Source organism: Actinoallomurus sp. CA-150999, from assembly GCF_050942425.1.
Taxonomy (GTDB): domain Bacteria; phylum Actinomycetota; class Actinomycetes; order Streptosporangiales; family Streptosporangiaceae; genus Actinoallomurus.
Map to the genome: position 1 here is coordinate 5022567 of NZ_CP192063.1, position 18022 is coordinate 5040588.

16 protein-coding genes are annotated in these 18022 nt (G+C 71.9%); 8 read left to right on the top strand and 8 right to left on the bottom strand.

What is annotated here, in order from left to right; translation table 11 throughout:
• Positions 1-21 precede the first annotated feature (21 nt).
• On the top strand, positions 22-486 hold the full coding sequence (locus ACQP2O_RS23530) for a DUF3291 domain-containing protein (protein WP_433188976.1): 465 nt from the start codon (positions 22-24) through the stop codon (positions 484-486).
• A 101-nt stretch (positions 487-587) separates the two neighbouring features.
• On the opposite strand, the gene ACQP2O_RS23535 is transcribed toward ACQP2O_RS23530, so the two are convergent.
• Complete coding sequence (locus ACQP2O_RS23535; RefSeq protein WP_433188978.1) at positions 588-1022, bottom strand: hypothetical protein; 435 nt, start codon at positions 1020-1022, stop codon at positions 588-590.
• A gap of 182 nt (positions 1023-1204) precedes the next feature.
• Positions 1205-2272 carry a DUF3866 family protein gene (locus ACQP2O_RS23540; protein WP_433188981.1) on the bottom strand — a complete coding sequence of 356 codons (1068 nt, stop codon included), beginning with the start codon at positions 2270-2272 and terminating at the stop codon, positions 1205-1207.
• Positions 2273-2322: 50 nt separating this feature from the next.
• On the opposite strand from ACQP2O_RS23540, the gene ACQP2O_RS23545 reads away from it, so the two are divergent.
• From ACQP2O_RS23545 to ACQP2O_RS23570, 6 genes are all read left to right on the top strand, one after another.
• On the top strand, positions 2323-3267 hold the full coding sequence (locus ACQP2O_RS23545) for a helix-turn-helix transcriptional regulator (protein WP_433188983.1): 945 nt from the start codon (positions 2323-2325) through the stop codon (positions 3265-3267).
• Positions 3264-4205, top strand: a complete 942-nt coding sequence (locus ACQP2O_RS23550) for a helix-turn-helix transcriptional regulator (protein WP_433188986.1) — start codon at positions 3264-3266, stop codon at positions 4203-4205. Before ACQP2O_RS23545 ends, ACQP2O_RS23550 begins: the two co-directional genes overlap by 4 nt.
• 161 nt (positions 4206-4366) lie before the next feature.
• Positions 4367-4555: a hypothetical protein gene (locus ACQP2O_RS23555; protein WP_433188989.1), complete on the top strand. Its 189-nt coding sequence runs from the start codon at positions 4367-4369 to the stop codon at positions 4553-4555.
• Between the two features lie 60 nt (positions 4556-4615).
• Entirely contained in the window at positions 4616-4948 is a 333-nt protein-coding gene (gene tatA, locus ACQP2O_RS23560; protein ID WP_433188992.1) for a Sec-independent protein translocase subunit TatA, read from the top strand.
• 22 nt (positions 4949-4970) lie between these two features.
• The gene (tatC, locus tag ACQP2O_RS23565) at positions 4971-5825 is read left to right on the top strand and encodes a twin-arginine translocase subunit TatC (protein WP_433188995.1); all 855 of its coding nucleotides are present in this window, start codon (positions 4971-4973) and stop codon (positions 5823-5825) included.
• A gap of 165 nt (positions 5826-5990) precedes the next feature.
• Positions 5991-8714, top strand: coding sequence for a DEAD/DEAH box helicase (locus tag ACQP2O_RS23570; protein ID WP_433188998.1), 2724 nt, complete (start codon positions 5991-5993; stop codon positions 8712-8714).
• A gap of 167 nt (positions 8715-8881) precedes the next feature.
• Here ACQP2O_RS23570 and ACQP2O_RS23575 read toward each other — a convergent pair whose 3' ends face one another.
• From ACQP2O_RS23575 to ACQP2O_RS23600, 6 genes are all read right to left on the bottom strand, one after another.
• A complete protein-coding gene (locus tag ACQP2O_RS23575) occupies positions 8882-10249 on the bottom strand; it encodes an extracellular solute-binding protein (protein ID WP_433189001.1) in 1368 nt (455 codons plus the stop codon).
• Positions 10246-12195 carry a hypothetical protein gene (locus tag ACQP2O_RS23580; protein WP_433189004.1) on the bottom strand — a complete coding sequence of 650 codons (1950 nt, stop codon included), beginning with the start codon at positions 12193-12195 and terminating at the stop codon, positions 10246-10248. Before ACQP2O_RS23580 ends, ACQP2O_RS23575 begins: the two co-directional genes overlap by 4 nt.
• Before the next feature lie 210 nt (positions 12196-12405).
• Positions 12406-13101, bottom strand: a complete 696-nt coding sequence (locus ACQP2O_RS23585) for a Crp/Fnr family transcriptional regulator (protein WP_433189007.1) — start codon at positions 13099-13101, stop codon at positions 12406-12408.
• Positions 13102-13259: 158 nt separating this feature from the next.
• On the bottom strand, positions 13260-13760 hold the full coding sequence (locus tag ACQP2O_RS23590) for a hypothetical protein (RefSeq protein WP_433189010.1): 501 nt from the start codon (positions 13758-13760) through the stop codon (positions 13260-13262).
• Between the two features lie 206 nt (positions 13761-13966).
• A complete protein-coding gene (locus ACQP2O_RS23595) occupies positions 13967-14875 on the bottom strand; it encodes a 5'-3' exonuclease (protein ID WP_433189013.1) in 909 nt (302 codons plus the stop codon).
• A 40-nt stretch (positions 14876-14915) separates the two neighbouring features.
• Positions 14916-16448, bottom strand: a complete 1533-nt coding sequence (locus ACQP2O_RS23600; RefSeq protein WP_433189016.1) for a SpoIIE family protein phosphatase — start codon at positions 16446-16448, stop codon at positions 14916-14918.
• Positions 16449-16792: 344 nt separating this feature from the next.
• Between ACQP2O_RS23600 and ACQP2O_RS23605 the strand changes: the two genes are divergently transcribed.
• Positions 16793-17911, top strand: a complete 1119-nt coding sequence (locus tag ACQP2O_RS23605) for a M24 family metallopeptidase (RefSeq protein WP_433189019.1) — start codon at positions 16793-16795, stop codon at positions 17909-17911.
• Positions 17912-18022: the final 111 nt, after the last annotated feature.

Consider the following 18022-nt stretch of genomic DNA (forward strand, 5'->3'; position numbering starts at 1 on the left):
AGCGATGGTCTGCTGGCGACCATGACCGACCACCACCTGGCCCAGCTCAACGTGGCCCGGCTCCGCGCGCCCCTCGACGCTCCGGCGATGGCCGAGTTCCTGAGCCTCTTCAAGCCCATCAACGCCCTGGCCGACTCGGCGCCGGGGTTCGTCTGGCGGCTGACCGACGGCGAGGCCGACGACGCGACGAGCATCCGGCCCTACGGGGACGATGTGATCATCAACATGTCGGTGTGGGAGTCGCGGGAGGCGCTGTGGGACTTCGCCTACCGGTCGGCCCACCTCGACGTGCTGCGGCGGCGCCGCGAGTGGTCCCTGCGCATGGCGGAGCCGTACATCGTGCTGTGGTGGGTTCCGGCGGGCCGGATCCCGGCGGTGGAGGAGGCGCGGGAGCGGCTCGAGCGGGTGCGCCGTGACGGTCCCGGCCCGGCGGCGTTCACGTTCCGGCAGATGTACGACCCGGTCGGCCACCTCGTCGAAATGTGATCTACAGCGTAAAGGCCATCACGGAAATCCCGATGTGACGGCCCGGCCGTGCGGCAGACGCCGGAGCGCATGCTCCGGCGTCTTTGTGCTCTGTTGCCGTTTCACCATCCATGGGAGACCGCGACGTTGGTGTTCGCGTTACTGATCCCGAAATTGTTGGACACCACATTGACGTTACGGTTTGCATTCCCGTCGAAGCCGCCGAAACCGCCGTCGCCGAAACCGTCGTCGCGGAAGCCCGCATCGTGGAAGCCGCCAGGGCGGAAGCCGAATTCGTGGAAGCCTCCGAAGTGCCGGAAGTGGTGACGCGGGAAGAAGAAGCCGTGGTGACGGAAGTGGCGATGGTGCCGGAAGTGGCGGTGGCGCCACCACCAGCCGTCGCCGTACGGCGCGCTCGCGCTCACCTGGGCCGCGACGGCGCTGACGTGCGTCGGTGCCGCGATGCTCTGGGCGGACGCGGGCGAGGTCATGAAGAGCGTGCCGGCCGTCGTGGCGATCGCCGCCAGGCCGACAGAGGCGTTGATCCTGCTGGGCACGGTGTTCTCCTCGCTGCCGGAAAAGCGGGAAGGCCGGTAGAGATATGCTCCTCTCCTGAGATATGGCCTTCGACTTCCAGCATCCTCCGGTGCTGTACCGGTAAAACAATCAAACGGTAATGAGAAGGACATTTCCGTGCGGCTTGGGCGATTCTCGACTTAGGATCTATGCCGTAAAGGCGTCACCTTAGGAGATTTGCGACATGGCGGCCGGCGGCGGCGACGGCCAGGAACCCCGCGCGGTCCTCGTCCAGGCCCCGGCCCATGGTCGACACCCGCACCGGCGAGTCGCGCACCGCTTCGTCGAGGCCGTCCACGGGCACGGTGACGAGCTCGTGCCGCTCGCCGAGCGGCTTCGCCTCGGCCCGCACCCGGTCCCCGAACGCGCCCGGCAGATCCGGCACGACCACCTGAGCCCGGGCCAGCGCGACGCGGCCGTAGGCGGTCAGGCTGTGGTGGGAGATCCCTCGGTGGCGCTCGCGGGCGTCCGCCTCGCTGACCCGCAGGGACGCGACGGGGCGGCCCTCCAGGACGGCGGCGGCGTTCACCGCTTCACCCGCCGACACGCCCGAGAAGCCCCACCGCGTGCCCGTGCCGAGGTTGCCGGGGCCCTGCGCGACGATCGCCACCTCGGCGTCCAGCACCAGCCGCGCGGCGAGCAGGCCGGTGTGCAGGGTCACGGCCTCCAGGTCCCCGCCGAACGCCTGGCCGACGGTCACCGTCGCGGCCAGCGCCCCGGCCTCGCGCAGCGCCGCGATCGTCCGGGAGAACCAGGCGGGCAGCGCGCCGCCGTCCGGCATGACGTAGACGACGCGGGTGCCGGGGCGGTCCAGGTGCAGTCCCGCGATGATCGCCGGCAGCGCCGAGTGCAGGTCGGCGACGACGACCGGCATGCCGCCGACCGACTCGGCGTCGCGCAGGACCTCGTGGTGCGCGGAGTCCTGCTCGTCCGCGCCGAGCACCGTGGCCTGCAGCGGGGTGTAGCGTGCCTTGACCAGATGGCCTGGACCGGACGGATCGGGCGGGAAACGGTCGGGTACCGCCACCACCATCGCGTACCCTCCGGTGCCAAGCCCCATCGCGAGCGCCGTCGTGTTCAGCAGCACGACGTCGCCCGGGTGGGGCCGTCCCACCAGCGCCGGATAGGCCAGGGCGCGGGCTTCGCCGTCGTCGATCGTGACGTCGAGTTCGACCGCTCCGGGCCATTCGCGGCGTATCTTGACAACCGTGCCTTTGCGCCATCGGATCACCCGCCAACGGTAGCGTCGGAGGCCACGGGGACGGGCCAGAAGGAGTGACGATGTCGCGCCGCAAGACCGAGCGGCTGCTCAATCTCGTGGTGTGCCTGCTGGCCACCCGGCGGTACCTCACCGCGGAGCAGATCCGCCAGGCCGTGCCGGGCTATCCCGGCGGGGACGAGGCGTTCAAGCGCATGTTCGAGCGCGACAAGGAGGAGCTGCGCGAGCTCGGCATCCCCTTGGAGATGGGCAGCGACGGCGACGAGGAGGCCGGCTACCGGATCCAGCGCCAGGCGTACGAACTGCCGGAGATCCAGTTCGCCCCCGACGAGGCCGCCGTGCTCGGGCTGGCCGCCCGGGTCTGGCAGCGGGCCAGCCTGGCCGAGGCGGCCTCCGGGGCCCTGCTGAAACTGCGCGCGGCCGGGATCGACACCGACGAGGCCGCCTCCCTCGGCGTCGAGCCCAGGGTCGGCGCCGACGAGCCCGCGTTCCCGGCGCTGTGGCGGGCCGTCCGCGACCGCCGGCCGGTCACCTTCGAATACCAGGGCGTCGGGCGCAGCGGCCCGCAGCGGCGTCACCTGGAGCCGTGGGGCGTGGTCAGCAGGCGCGGTCGCTGGTACGTCGCCGGCCATGACCGGGACCGCGGGGAGACCCGGGTGTTCCGGCTCAGCCGCATCAGGGGCGAGGTCGTCGCCGACGGCCCCGCCGGCGCGGTGACGGTCCCGGAGGGCATCGACCTGCGGGAGGTCGTCACCTCGATGGGCGGCCCGGTGCCCGGGCGGCGCACGGCCACCGTACGGCTGCGGCGCGGCGCGGCGGACGGCATCCGGCGCTGGGCGGCGAACATCCGCCGCGAGGACGACGAATGGGACCTGGCCGAGCTGACATTCGCCGAGGTCGAGCGGCTCGCCGACTACCTGGCCGGGTTCGCCGACGACGTCGTGGCCGTCGACCCGCCCGACGTACGCGACGCGATGATCCAGCACCTGAAGGCGGTGTGCCAGTGAGCTCCTCGGAACGACTGCGGCGGCTGCTGGCGCTGGTCCCGTACGTCATCAACCGCAGCTCGGTCAGCGTCGAGGAGGCCGCCGCGGCCTTCGGCGTGACCGAGAAGCAGATCATCGACGACCTCAACCTCCTGTGGTGCGTCGAGCTGCGCGCGCCCGACCCGTACTGCCCGATCGACCTGTCCTACGAGGGCGGCGAGATCGTGGTGTGCGAGGCGGAGTCGATCAGCCGGCCGCTCCGGCTCGACGTCGACGAGGCCGCCGCCCTGCTGGTCGCGCTGCGCACGATCGCCGAGATCCCCGAGCACGGCGACGCCGTGAGCCGGCTGATCGCCAAGCTTGAGGAGGCGGCGGGTGCCGCCGCCCGGCCGAGCAGCCAGGTCGCCGTTGAGCTGGACGTCCACCCGGACGTTCTGGTCCAGGTGCGGTCGGGGCTGGACCAGGGGCGTCGCCTGCGGATGACCTATTACGTGCCGGGCCGGGACGAGAACACCGAGCGCGACGTGGACCCGATGCGGCTGCTCATCGTCGACGGCTGGTCCTACCTGGAGGGCTGGTGCCGCCGCGCCGAGGCGGTGCGCCTGTTCCGCCTGGACCGCATCGTGGATCTGCAGGTCCTCGACGTTCCCGGGAGCATCCCGGACGAGGCCGAGCCGCTCGACCTGGACGACGGGCTGTTCCGCCCGTCACCCGAGGACGTGCGGGTGACCTTCGAGCTGTCCCCGGCCGGGCGCTGGGTCGCCGACCACTACCCGTGCGAGAGCGTCACCGAGCTCGGGGAGGGCCGGGTCCGCGTGGTGCTGCGCACCCCGGACGTCCGCTGGGTGCGGCGCCTGGCGCTGCGGCTGGCGGGCAGCGGCCGGATCACCGAGCCCGTCGACCTGGCCGCCCAGGTCCGCGAAGACGCCGCCCGCGCCCTCAAGCTCTACGACGCGTGATCGCACGCCGTGAGCGGCGCGCGTCGTCTGGACTGAGGAACGGCGGGAGCGAAACGACCAGAGCGTGAGCGGGCGCGTGGGGCGCCCGCGAACCGCGCTCGCGGAGCGAGCGCCATTGAGCAGGGGGAGACGTCGCGCCGGTGATTCGCTAGTGTCTGCCTGTGCCGTGGATGATGCTTTTCGTCGCGCTGGCCTTCGCCGGGCTGATGGTTCTCGGTGGCTGCGCGATCAAGGTGTCGCTCGCGGTGCGTGGTCTCGGCCGTGAACTGCGGCGGACCAGGGAGCGTCTGGAGCCGGAACACGCGAAACTCGCCCGTGAGATGCGGCGTCTTGAGGGGGCGGGGGAGTGAGACATCCGGCCCGACGGCGTACGATCGGGTGAGAAAGAGCCACTGCTGAAGAGGACTGACATGGATCTTGGCCCGTGGGAAATCGCGATCATCGCGGTCGTCATCCTGGTGCTGTTCGGTTCTGCCAAGCTGCCCCAGGCCGCCCGTTCGCTCGGCCGGTCGATGCGCATCTTCAAGTCCGAGACCAAGGGCCTGATCAGCGACGACGATGACGAGCCGCGCCCGCAGTCGCAGCCGCAGGACCCGCGTGCCCAGGCTGCACGGCTCCGGGAGCAGGCGGCGCTGCTCGAGCAGCAGGCTGCCCAGCAGCCGCGGCTGAGCGGTCCGGCTGAGGATGGCACCACGATCAGCGGCGTGCCGCTGTCCCAGACGGAGCACGGCAAGAAGTCCTGACCGACCGCCACAATTAGGGATCATGACGACCAAGCCGTCGCGGAGTGCGAACCCTGATGGGCGCATGCCGCTCATGGAGCACATCCGCGAACTCCGAAGCCGCCTGCTCAAGGCCATGCTGGCCATTCTCGTGGGCACCGGCATCGGGCTGTGGCAATTCGACCGTGTCTGGAGCTTCCTCCAGCAGCCGTACTGCCAGCTTCCCCAGCAGAATCGTCTGGGTAAGGGCTGCGGCTTGGTCGTCAACGGCCTGACCGAAGGCTTCTTCCTCAACCTGAAGATCGCGCTGATCGTCGGCGTGGTGCTCGCCTCGCCGATCTGGCTGTACCAGCTCTGGGCGTTCGTCGCGCCGGGGCTGTATCAGCGCGAGCGTCGCTGGACGTACATCTTCCTGACCGCCTCGGTGCCGCTGTTCGTCGGCGGCGCCTTCCTGGCCTACGTCACGCTCGACAAGGGGCTGGGCATCCTGCTCTCCTTTGTCCCGCACGGCACGACCGCGCTGGTCACGGTGACGAGCTACCTCGGCTACGCGGTGGCGATGCTCCTGATCTTCGGGGTGACGTTCGAGCTGCCGCTGTTCGTCGTCATCCTCAACCTGGCGGGCGTCCTCACGCACGCCCGCATCAAGAAGTCGCGCCGGCTGATCATTTTCGGCCTCTTCGTGTTCGCCGCGGTCGCCACGCCGAGCCAGGACCCCTTCACGATGCTGGCGCTTGCGCTGCCGACCGTCGTGCTGTTCGAGGTCGCCGAGGTCATCGCCTACATCCATGACCGGCGTAAGGCCGCCCGGCCCGACCCGTACGCGGACCTGTCCGACGACGAGGCCTCGCCGCTCGACCTGCCGGACGGCGAGATCGAGGACGGCGAGCGCGTCTAGGGCCTGTCTCGAAGCGCCGCCGTCCTACTGCGCGGCGCTCGCTACGGACCGGGACTTCGAGACGGGCCCTAGGGCCTGTCTCCAGGCCCCGCCGTCCTACCGCACCGAGCGGCCGATCGCGGGAGCGCAGCCGTTTCGGTCAGCGGTGGTCCGTAGGCTTGACCCATGACCACCCCCGCGGAACGCTACGCCGCGCACCGGCAGCGCATGGCGGTCTTCACGCCCGCACTGACCGAGTTCCAAAGCCTGTACGACTTCGACCTGGACTTCTTCCAGGTCGACGCCTGCCGCGCGCTGGAGGACGGCCACGGCGTGCTGGTCGCGGCGCCCACCGGGTCGGGCAAGACCGTCGTCGGCGAGTTCGCGGTTCACCTGGCGCTGGCGGGCGGCCAGAAGTGCTTCTACACCACCCCGATCAAGGCGCTGTCGAACCAGAAGTACGCCGACCTCGTGCGCCGGTACGGCACGGGGAAGGTCGGCCTGCTCACCGGCGACAACGCCATCAACGGTGAGGCGCCGATCGTCGTCATGACGACCGAGGTCCTGCGCAACATGCTGTACGCCGGGTCGCCGACGCTGTCGGGGCTGGCGTACGTCGTCATGGACGAGGTGCACTACCTCGCCGACCGGTTCCGGGGCGCGGTCTGGGAAGAGGTGATCATCCACCTTCCCGAGTCGGTGCGGCTGGTGGCGCTGTCGGCGACGGTCAGCAACGCCGAGGAGTTCGGCGAGTGGCTGCAGGAGGTCCGCGGCGAGACCACCGTCATCGTGGACGAGGAGCGCCCGGTGCCGCTGTGGCAGCACATGCTGGCCGGCAACCGGCTGTACGACCTGTTCGTCGACGACGATCACACGAAGGTCAACCCGGACCTGCGCCGGTTCGCGCTCGACGACCTGCGGCGCACGAGGATCAACCAGAGCCGCCGCAGCGGCCGTCGGCGCGAAGGCCGCCCCGAGCGTTACCGGCCGCCGTCGCGCGCCGACGTCATCGACCGGCTCGACCGCGCCGGGCTGCTGCCCGCGATCACCTTCATCTTCAGCCGCGCCGGCTGCGACGCGGCGGTCGAGCAGTGCATGTACTCCAGGCTGCGGCTCACCACGAAGGAGGAGGCCGAGCAGATCCGAGCGCACGTCGAGACGCGCACCGCCGACATCCCGCGGGCCGACCTGGAGGTCCTCGGCTACGGCACGTGGCTCGCCGGGCTGGAGCGGGGCCTGGCCGCCCACCACGCGGGCATGCTGCCGACGTTCAAGGAGATCGTCGAGGAGCTGTTCACCGAAGGGCTGATCAAGGCGGTCTTCGCGACCGAGACCCTGGCGCTGGGCATCAACATGCCCGCCCGCACCGTCGTGATCGAGCGCCTCGTCAAGTGGAACGGCGAGATGCACGCCGACCTGACCCCCGGCGAGTACACCCAGCTCACCGGGCGGGCCGGGCGGCGCGGCATCGACGTGGAGGGCCACGCCGTCGTCCTGTGGGCGCCCGGCATCGACCCGGCGTCGGTGGCCGGCCTGGCCGGCACGCGCACCTACCCGCTGAACTCCAGCTTCCGCCCGTCGTACAACATGGCCGTGAACCTCGTCGGCCAGGTCGGCCGCGAACGCGCCCGTACCCTCCTGGAGGAGTCCTTCGCGCAGTTCCAGGCCGACCGTGCCGTCGTCGGGCTCGCCAAGCAGCTGCACCGCAACGAGGAGGCCCTCGAGGGCTACCTGGAGGCGGCGACCTGCGACAAGGGCGACTTCATGGCGTACGCCCGCCTGCGGCAGCGCCTGACCGAACGCGAGCGGGAGCTGGCCCGGGAGCGGTCGGGCGTCCGGCGGGCGGAGGCCGCGCGCTCCCTGGAACGCCTGCGTTTCGGGGACGTCATCATGGTCCCGCACGGCCGGTTCGCCGGTGCGGCGGTGGTCCTGGAGCCGGGGGCCGGGAAGCGCTCCGACGACCCGTCCCCGCTGGTCCTCACCATCAACCGGCAGGTCAAGCAGCTGGCGCTGGCCGACTTCCGGGGGCCGGTGGAGCCGGTGGACCGCATCAAGATCCCGCAGTGGTTCAGTCGCAGGTCGGCGCAGCACCGCCGCGACCTGGCCTCGACGCTGCGCAACAAGACGGCGCACCTCGACAAGCCTCGTCCGCAGAAGCACCCGGACTCCACGCGCGAGGACCCGGAGATCACCGACCTGCGGCGGCGGCTGCGTGAGCACTCCTGCCACGGCTGCGCCGACCGGGAGGACCACGCACGCTGGGGCGAGCGCTACTTCCGGCTGGAGAAGGAGACGGCGGCGCTGCGCCGCCGCGTCGAGGGCCGCTCGCAGGTGATCTCCCGGACCTTCGACCGGGTCTGCGCCGTGCTCGAGCAACTCGGTTACCTCGACGGCGAGCGGGTCACCGACGAGGGCCGCAGGCTCGGGCGCATCTACACCGAGCTGGACCTGCTCACGGCGGAGTCCCTGCGCGCCGGCCTCTTCGACGACCTGGGGCCCGCGCAGCTCGCCGCGGTCGTGTCGGCGCTGGTGTACGAGTCCCGGCAGCCGGAGGACGGGCGGGCGCCCCGCGTGCCCAGCGGCCCCGTACGGGAGGTGCTCACCGAGATGATCCGGCTGTGGGGTGAGCTGCAGGAGATCGAGAAGGACCATCGGGTCGCGTTCCTGCGCGAGCCGGACCTGGGCTTCGCCTGGGCGGCGCACCGGTGGGCGAGCGGTGATCAGCTGGACGCCGTGCTGGCCGACGCCGACCTGACGGCCGGTGACTTCGTCCGCTGGATGAAGCAGCTGCTGGACATGCTCGGGCAGGTCGCGGACGCCGCCCCGTCCGGCAGCCCGGTGCGTCGCGTCGCAGGCCGGGCCATGGACGCGATCCGGCGCGGCGTCGTGGCCTACTCCTCCGTCGGCTGAGTCCGCGGGGACGGCCGGGCCCGTCCGGTCCGCCGCGGCGGGCGGGGTGCCGCGACGACATGTTGCGGTGCATCCGGCTCGGCCGCCCGGCCCGGTCCGCCGCGCCGGGCGCGCCCGGCGGGCCGCGGCGGCGGCCCGCTCCGGTCCGCTCGGCTCAACCGCTCGGCTCAGCCGCACGGCCGGCGCGGGTCGGCGCGGACCGGCCGTCCGGAGTACGCCGCGCGGAGCAGCCGGGCGAAGGCGGCGTAGTCCACATTTTCTGCCTCGAACGCGGCGGCGCGGAAGCAACGCCGGAAGACCTCGCTGAACACCTGGTAGGCCGGGGTCACCGGGCGCGGACGCGCTTTCGCGATCGCCTGCCGGATCTGGGCGGCGAGCTGGGCGAGATCGGCCTGCCCGATCTGCTGTTCGCTCGGGGAGGACCTGGGGCAGGGCCGGGGCGTCTGGTACGCCGACTCCCGGGTCGGCGCGAACCCTCCGCAGGCGAACAGCTCGGCCTGCGCGTTCCGGTCGGTGAGGTACTCGACGAGACGGCGGGCCTGGTCCTGTTTCTTGCCGAAGGCCGAGATGGCGAGGTTCTGGCCGCCGAGCACGCTCGAGCCGGGCAGCGGTGACACCCCGAATCTCAGCCGGCCGCCGCCGCGCATCCGCGGGTCGGCGGCCAGCACCCGGAAGGCGTACGGCCAGTTGCGCATGAAGGCGGTCTTGCGGTCCTCGAACGCCTGGATGCTCGAGGCCTCGGTCGCGTCGGCCGCGGTGGGGCCGACGCCCCGCCCCCGCAGTTCGGTGTGGAGGGCGGCCAGCGCGGCCCGGATCTGCGTCGCGTACGCGTCGACGACCACCCGGTCGTCGTCGACGACGTCACCGCCGAACCCCCAGATGAGCTCCAAGGCGTTCACGGTGCCGCCTTCGTAGTCGGCGAGCTGAAGGGAGTAGCCGGCCTCGAAGCCGCGCGCCTCGGCCGCTTCGGCGGCCTGGCCGAGCAGGTCGGGCAGGCCCACGGGCGGCTGCCGCCGGGCGTCGTTCCAGTAGTACAGCAGGCCGACGTCGGCGTTGACCGGCAGCGCGTACACCGTGCCGTGCCAGGTCACCGACTGCCGCAGCTCCGGCAGGAAGTCCGGATCCCAGCCGTGCGGCAGCGGGAACGGGACGATCGCCTTCCTCTCGGCGAACTCGGCCGTCCAGGGCGCGTCGAGTTCGAGCACGTCGTAGTCGCAGCCGTGCGCCTCCGAGGTCGCCGCGAGCTGCGCGCGCTGCAGGTCGGCGAGGCCGGAGATCTCCACGAGCCGCGCCTGCAGGTCGGGGTCGTCCTGGTGTTGCGCGTTCCACTCTCGGATGAGCGCCTGGCGTTCGCTCGAGGCGCTGACGTCCGTGCCGCCGGCCACCACGAGGCCGGTGTGCCCCGGGCAGGGGGTACGGCCGGCCGAGTCGCTCCACGGCGCCAGCGGCACCAGGACGGCCAGCACGCCGAACACCACGCCGGCGAGCATCGCGGTCCGGTGATTCCGGAGATGGCGTCCCAGCATCCGTCTCATCCCCCGCCAGACTGCGTCGTGAGGTCGAAGACCGACGTCACCACGTCGCTCGGCTCCCGATCGCCGGCGTCCACGCATCGTACGGACGCTCCCAGGGCCTTGATCGCCGCCGATCCGGCACAGGTGTCGGTGCCGGTCAGAACGACGACCGGGCGGGTCCTCAGCGCGCGTTTCAGGGCCGCGGCGCGGGCCCGGGGGTCGGCCGCCTCGGATCCGCCGTCGGTGAAGACCACGACGGCCGCCTGCGGGTAGGCGGCGACCCGGGCGGCCGCGCCGCCGATCGCGTCGTAGAGCGGAATGTCGCTGCCCTGCGGCGTCAGGCCGTCGAGCGCGGTGCCGATCGCGCCGCGGGGACCCGGGGGAGCCGCCGGACGGATCGGGGGCTGCCCCTGAATACGGGAGAAGGCGTCGAGTTCGACCGTGTCGGTGTCGTGGACGGCGGTCTGTGCTGCGGTCCGGGCGACCTGGACGGCGTAGGTGAACCGGGAGCCGCCCTGTGAACGGCCGCCGCTCATCGAGCCCGACACGTCGAGGGCCATGGCGATGTGCAGGGGAGGCCGGACCTGGGCGAACCGGGACAGCGCGTCGTCGATCTCCGCCCGTCGGTAGGGCCGGACGGCGACCCGCGGCCTCGGGCCGAGGTAGAGACGGCCGTCGCTGGAGTCGGCGGTGCCCGCGCGGCCGGCCGTGTCGCGGAACGCCTCGCTCCGCAGCCGGCCGCGGCCGAGCCAGCGCCGGAAGTCGTCGATCTCGTGCGCCCGGCGCGCCGACGACTGGCCGTCCCACGTGACGCGGATGAAGGGGTAGTCGAACACGCGCGCGTCCGACACCCAGTGGACGGCGAGCGGCGGACCGCCCCCACCCGGGGCCGGGCAGGTGGTGCCCAGTGCCCGGCCGTGCCCGTAGTCCTCGATCACCTGCTCGGGTGCGATCACGGCGATGCGCTCGGGCGCGACGGGCCGGCGCCGCAGCCCGCACAGTAGCGCGGCGGAGTCGCTGAGGGGCAGGTCGGCGCTGCCGAGCGCGTGCTCGGTGGCCTGCGGATCACCGAGCGCGCCGCTGGTGTACAGGTCGACGTCGGCCAGCGCGCCGATCTCCGACACGTCCGGGCTCGCGCGGTAGACGCGCTGCACGCCGTTGCGGCGGGCCGCGGCGAGGAGCTCGCCGAGGCTCGGCCGGTCGCGGCCGGCCAGCGCGTTGCGCAGGTCGTCACTGGCGGAGGCGGAGATCCCGACGACCAGCGGTGAGCTGCCGATCGACCCTTCGTCCGCCAGCCGTACACCCGGGTGGGGCGCCGCGAGGAGCCGGTCGGCCTCACCGGAGGAGGCCGGGATGAGGATGTCCGGCTGGAGGGCGCCGCGGCCGCCCTCGCCCGCCCCCGGTACGGAGTACCAGCCGTTCTGGAAGCCGGACGCGACGTTGAGGACGCTGCCGGAGGCCGCCACGGTGATCCGCACGGGCGGGCATCGGGCCTCGGCGGTGTACTCCGCGGCGGCCCGCGTCAGGGCCGTGAGGTTCTCCGGCGCGGTCAGCACGCGCAGGTCGATGGGCGGAGCGCACGATCCTCCGAACACCGCGGCCACCGTGCCGGTGGCGGCCCAGCCGAGCGCGGCGACCAGGGCGGCCGTCAGGCCGAACGCGAGGAGGGATCGGCCGAGCCGGGACAGCTGCCCGCCGGCGTGATCGGCCCACCCGCGGAGCCACTTGGTGATCGTGTCCTTCTCGCGGGCCAGGACCGCGAGGCCGGACAGCGAACTGGCAACGGCGATCACCCAGGTCAGCGCGATCGAGATCTGGTCCAGATGGCGCAGGACGAGGGCCGCGCCGATGCCCGCCACGGGGATCAGGAAGACGAGGAGCTGCCACAGGTTGGTGACGACTTCCAGGACCTCACGCAGAACCTTCGACCGCCCCGGCCCACCGCCGGGCGATCGATCGCTCGTCATCTGGGAGTGACGCTCCCCTCAGCGCGGGGGGTTACTCGGGGTGATGAAGTGTAACCGCCCTGGTCCCCGGGCTGTGTGGCATATGACGCACAGGCTTCGCGGGCCGCGCGGCAGGACACGCGTCGCGGCCGTCATGCCTACCGCGCGTACGGCGACACCCGCGCGCCGCAGCTGCGCGCGGCGGCATCCGCCGACCGTACGCGCGCCGGCTCAGCCGTCGTCGTCGCGCTCGGCGATGTCGTGCAGCGCCTCCGGACGCAGGATCACGATGCGCATCCGGCGGGTCACCACGATCCCCTCCCGGCGCCAGACGGTCAGCGCCCGCGCGACCGTCTCCCGGGCCCGGCCGATCATGGTGGCGAGCTCCTGCTGGGTGAGGGGCAGCGGCAGGGTGACGGACCCGCCCGGGCCCGGCACGCCGTAGCGCTCGGCCAGGTCCAGCAGGAGCAGGGCGAGCAGCTTCGGGCCGCTCGTCCCGACCTGTGAGGTCATCCGCCGGTCGGCGTCGTCCATCCGCCCGACCATCACCCGCGCGAGGACCTGCGCCGCGTGCGCGTGACTGTTGAGGAAGGCGGCGAACTGCTCGGCCGGGATCGCGAGCGCGCGGACCTTGCCCAGCGCCTTCACGTTCGCCGACCGCGGCCGGCCGTTCAGCCAGCCGCTCTCGCCGATCGTGTCCGACGGACCACGGATGGCGAGCATGACCTCCTGACCGTCCGCCCGCCCGGCGGTCACCTTCACCCAGCCGTCCAAGATGATCAGGACGTGATCGGGATCGGCGCCCTGGCTGCACAGCAGCGTTCCGGGCGCATACTCACGAGTCCGACCCGCCGTACGCAACGCGGCACGTTCGGACTCCTGCAACGCCTGCCAAAAACCGTTCCTGTTCGCGAGGATCTCCTGCACCCGATCTCCGTCTGCCCGTGACGGCAGAGGTTCGCTATTGAACCTCATTACCTCCAGTGGACCCAATAAAGGGGAAATCTGTCTAGTGGTCGGCACCCGGGTCATGGGGAAGGGGAGCGGAGTTTCCACGCCCGGATGCCGGCCGGTCCGTGTCGCCCTCAGTGACCGAAGGCCGCCGCCGTCGCGGCGGCGCTCCAGGCGAGGAACGCGGCCCCTGAGACGTATGCCCAGGCCAGGGCCTTCCGGGTGAGGATCGAACGGTGGCGGGTGGCGGCGGTCAGTAGCCGCAGTTGCCGGAACGCCGGGGCGGCGAACTCCGGCATGTCCGGCGGGGTGATCGCGATGAAGCGATGGAAGTCCTCCTGGGCCCCGGCGGTGACGGCGTGGGCGCGCGCCAGGAGCAGCAGGACGTACGCCAGGCCGACGGCGACGGGGAGGAGCGCGGCCAGCAGCGCGCGGCCCGGGGTGGATCCGTAGAGTGCCTCGATCGTGCGCCACTGCAGCACCAGGCCCATGGCGCTCGTCGTGACCGTCCACCCGGCGAAGGCCGTGGCGTGGTTCGAGCGCTGCGTCATGGCGAACATCTCCGTCACGGTCGCGAACGCCGCCTCATCGTCTCCAGGCGAGACCGGCGTCCTGCGGCTGAGGGTGGGCGTCATGGGCAGCCTTCCTCCTGTCAGGATTGCAACTTTCACTGACCCTGTCACTGAAATGAGAACGCTGCAGATGCCGCGGTAGTGCGCCAAATGACGCTTTTGCTGCAAACAGTCACCCGCTGGTCACATGACGGGACCAAGAGGTTTCAAACCCACCCGCTGGGAAACGGCGAAAGGTCGGTCCGAGCGCTGAGAACCGCCGGGGAGGGTCAGCCGGCGGCGACCGCGGCCAGGAGCCGGTTGACCGGGCTGTCGAGGCTCCAGCGCTCGCTCAGCGCGACGAGGCGCTCCGGATCGCGCGGCGTGCGCGGCACCTCCGCGTCGAACGCCGGAATGGGGATCCGTGTTTCGACCCTGACCACCGTCCGCGCCGCCGCGAGATAGTCCCGTGCCTTCTCCAGCTTCAGCCGGCTCCCTGCGGGGAAACCCGACGTCTCGCCCTCGTCGAGGGCGCGCTCGATCCCCTCCAGGTCACCGAACCGGGTGATCAGCGCCGCGGCGGTCTTGTCGCCCACGCCCGGAACGCCGGGCAGCCCGTCGCTCGGGTCGCCGCGCAACGTGGCGTAGTCGGCGTAGGCGCGGCCGGGAATGCCGTACTTCGCGGTGACCTCGGCCTCGTCGACGATCTGCAGGGCCTTGATCCCACGCGCCGTGTAGAGCACCCGCACGGGCTTGTCGTCGCGGACGAGCTGGAACAGGTCGCGGTCGCCGGTGACGACGTCCACCTCGCCGTCGTGCACGGTGGCCAGCGTGCCGATGACGTCGTCGGCCTCGTAACCGGGAGCGCCGACCCGGGCGATCCCGAAGGCGTCGAGGACCTCCTCGATCACCGGGACCTGGGTCGCGAGCGCGTCCGGCGTCTGGTCGCCGCCGTCCGGACCCACCCGGTGCGCCTTGTAGGACGGCAGCGCCTCCACCCGGAACGCCGGCCGCCAATCCGCGTCCATGCACGCCACGAGGGAGTGCGGCGCGCGGTCCCGGACGAGGCGCGCGATCATGTCGAGGAGCCCGCGTACGGCGTTGACCGGCGTGCCATCGGACGCGGTCACCGACTCGGGGACCCCGAAGAACGCGCGGAAGTACAGCGACGGCGTGTCGAGCAGCATGAGTCCACCCACGCCGCCATCCTCTCAGCTTCGCGCCGTGGCCCGCCGCGGGTCAGACGATCTGGATGGCCACGACGCAGGTGTCATCGTTGGGGTTGGGAGCGCCGAACGCCGACAACACCCGGTCCAGGACGGTCTCCGGGTCGTTGCTGCCGACCGTGGACGCGACGCGCAACAGCAGGTCCAGGCCGACCTGCAGGTCGCGGTCGCGCCGCTCGATCAATCCATCGGTGTAGAGAAGTAGCAGGTCACCCGATTCCAGTGGCGTCGTCGCGACGCCGAACTCCGCGTCCTCGACCGCGCCGAGCAGCATCCCCTCCGGCGGGTCGAGCGTCGTGGCCTTGCCGTCGCGGATCAGCAGCGGCGGGAAGTGCCCGCCCTGCGCCCACGTGAGCGTGCGGGTCTCCGGATCGAACCGGCCGGCCAGCGCCGTGGCGGTCAGCGACGTCGGCCAGTGCAGCGTCAGGCGGTTGAGCCAGGCCAGCAGGCGGTCCGGCGATGCTCCCGTGAACGCCAGTCCGCTGAGGCCGTTGCGCAGCCGGGCCATGGCTGCCGCGGCGTTCCGTCCATGTCCGGAGACGTCGCCGATGGCCAGGAACACCCCTTCCCCGTCGATCGCACTCGTCTCGTACCAGTCACCGCCGACGCGGGCGAGGATGCCGGCCGGAAGGTAGCGGACCGCCGCCCGCAGGCCCGGCTTGTCGATGACGCGCGGCGGCAGGGGCAGGATCGACCGCTGCATGTCGATGGCGTGGCGCCGCTCCTCGTCGACGCGGAGCTGCTCGAGCTGCCGCCGGGAGGCGGTGAGCGCCCGCTCGCCCCGGCGCCAGCCCGTGACGTCCTGGTAGACACAGCGCACGGCGACGGGCCGGCCCGCCCCGTCGACGACGGGCTCTCCGATCAGCCGCAGCTCGCGGGTCTCCGCGCCGCGCCGGATGTGGATCTCGCTGTCGACCGCCTCCCTGCCGTCCACCAGCGTGCTGACGAGGTGGGCGGTGAGGGGGACGTCCTCCGGCACGACGACCGCGGCGAGCCGGTCGAGCGGCAGCGGCCCGTCGGCCGGGTCACGCCCGAAGATCACGTAGACCTGGTCGGACCAATGGCTCGTGCCGGTCGCCGGCTCCCACACGCCGCAGCCGAGATTGCCGAGGCGCTGGGCGTGCTGGAACTGGTCGAGGCGATCATCTGGGGCCGGCCGGGAGGGCGGCCCGGAGCGGACCGGCGGGACGGTCTCGGGCGGACACGGGGTGACGGCCGCCGGCGCGGAGTCACCGGTGTCGTCGGCGGGAGAGCGGGGCACCGGCGGGGACTCGCCGTCGCGCTGCTCCGTGGCGAACATTAATGACGCGGCGTCCTGCGGGGAGATGCCGCTGTCGCGCGCGATCTGGAGGAGATGCGTGTAGGCGGCGTCGACGCCGCACCGCAGGCGCTCGGCCAGAGCGCCCTTGGCCTGTTCGACGGCGGCGGTGGTGCGGAGCCTGTCGCGCAGCTGCTCGTTCTCGGCGAGGAGCTGCTCGACCGTCGCCTCCGAGGTGCCCGCCTGCTGCTCTTGGGGCGTGTCGCCCGTGGTGTGAGGGAATCCCATGGAGACCACTTTCGATGGTGATCGTCTGCGGGGCGATTGTGGATCTGCTCGTTGAGATGGTCGTCGGTCGGTCGGTCGGGAATGGTGTGACACACGGGGCGGATGGGGCTCTCGCTCGCCCTGTGCACGCCCTGAGCGTGTACGTCATGGTAGCGATTTTCGCTGTCCGTGATGGGGTTATCGCACACAGCGAGCATCGTCCATCGCTCTTGTGCGCGTCTTGTGCACGCTTCCGCGGCGGCCGGGACCGGCGGATCGGGCCATGGAGCGCTGGCGGATACTCGAGGTGGAAGGCGAGGAGTAGATTGCCGCCGTCATGTAGGTCTCACAGGAGAGGGAACGGTGTGACTAGCCCGAAAGCCCTATTCGAGCCCGACCGTCTCGCCCGGGTGCGCGAGGCGACCGCCGAGTCCGGACTCGGCGCGCTGCTGCTGACGCCAGGGCCGGACCTGCGCTACGTCACGGGCTACGACGCCATCCCGCTGGAGCGGCTCACGTGCCTGGTGGTGCCCGCCGCGGACGATCCCTTCCTGGTCGTGCCCCGGCTGGAGCTGGCCGCGGCGCAGGCGTCGACCGCGGGCGCGCTCGGTGTCGAGCTGGTGCCCTGGGGCGAGCTCGACGACCCGTACGCGCTGGTCGCCGCCCGGCTGCCGCGCGACCTGGGCCGCGTCGGCGTCGCGGACCGGATGTGGGCGGTCATGGCGCTGCGGTTCCGCGACGCGATGCCCGGCGCGGAGCAGGTCGCGGCCGGTTCGGTCCTCGGCGAGCTCCGCAAGCGCAAGAGCGCGGCGGAGGTCGAGGCGCTCCGGGAGGCGGGCGCCGCGATCGACCGGGTGCACGGCATCGTGCCGGCGCTGCTGAAGGCGGGGCGCACCGAGCGGGAGGTGGGCCGCGACATCGCCGAGGCGATCGTGGCCGAGGGGCACGCGACGGTCGACTTCGTGATCGTCGGCTCGGGGCCCAACGGCGCGAGCCCCCACCATGAGCTGTCGGACCGGGTCATCCAGGCCGGCGAGCCCGTCGTCGTCGACATCGGCGGCACCATGCCCAGCGGGTACTGCTCCGACGAGACCCGCGTGTACGCCGTCGGCGAGGCGCCGGCGGACTTCCACGCCTACTACGCGGTGCTGAAGGACGCGCAGGAGGCGGCCCGCGCGGCCGTACGCCCCGGGGTCACCCCCGAGGCGGTCGACGCGGCCGCGCGCGACGTCATCGCGGCCGCCGGGTACGGGGAGTACTTCATCCACCGCACCGGCCACGGCATCGGCCTGGAGACGCACGAGGAGCCCTACATCGTGGCGGGCAACACCGAGCCGCTGGAGCCGGGGATGGCCTTCTCCATCGAGCCGGGCATCTATCCGGGACCGCACGGGGCGCGCATCGAGGACATCGTCGTGTGCACCGCCGACGGTCACGAGAGCGTGAACCATGTGAGCCGCGACCTCATCGTCGCGGGCGGCTGACCTGCCGCCGGACCGGTCATTACGGGCCGGTCCGGCGGAAGTTCGTCCCCGAATGCCGGATTGTGTCCCGCGGTCGATGGCAATCAGTTACTTGGACGTCCTACTATTTTC

What these genes read in the sequence shown, in the direction of transcription:
- tatC (WP_433188995.1), top strand. Translation starts at nt 4,971, where the DNA reads ATGACGACCAAGCCGTCGCGGAGTGCGAACCCTGATGGGCGCATGCCG.
- ACQP2O_RS23580 (WP_433189004.1), bottom strand. Translation starts at nt 12,195, where the DNA reads ATGACGAGCGATCGATCGCCCGGCGGTGGGCCGGGGCGGTCGAAGGTT.
- ACQP2O_RS23590 (WP_433189010.1), bottom strand. Translation starts at nt 13,760, where the DNA reads ATGACGCCCACCCTCAGCCGCAGGACGCCGGTCTCGCCTGGAGACGAT.
- ACQP2O_RS23545 (WP_433188983.1), top strand. Translation starts at nt 2,323, where the DNA reads ATGTCGCGCCGCAAGACCGAGCGGCTGCTCAATCTCGTGGTGTGCCTG.
- ACQP2O_RS23600 (WP_433189016.1), bottom strand. Translation starts at nt 16,448, where the DNA reads ATGGGATTCCCTCACACCACGGGCGACACGCCCCAAGAGCAGCAGGCG.
- ACQP2O_RS23570 (WP_433188998.1), top strand. Translation starts at nt 5,991, where the DNA reads ATGACCACCCCCGCGGAACGCTACGCCGCGCACCGGCAGCGCATGGCG.
- ACQP2O_RS23530 (WP_433188976.1), top strand. Translation starts at nt 22, where the DNA reads ATGACCGACCACCACCTGGCCCAGCTCAACGTGGCCCGGCTCCGCGCG.
- tatA (WP_433188992.1), top strand. Translation starts at nt 4,616, where the DNA reads ATGGATCTTGGCCCGTGGGAAATCGCGATCATCGCGGTCGTCATCCTG.
- ACQP2O_RS23575 (WP_433189001.1), bottom strand. Translation starts at nt 10,249, where the DNA reads ATGAGACGGATGCTGGGACGCCATCTCCGGAATCACCGGACCGCGATG.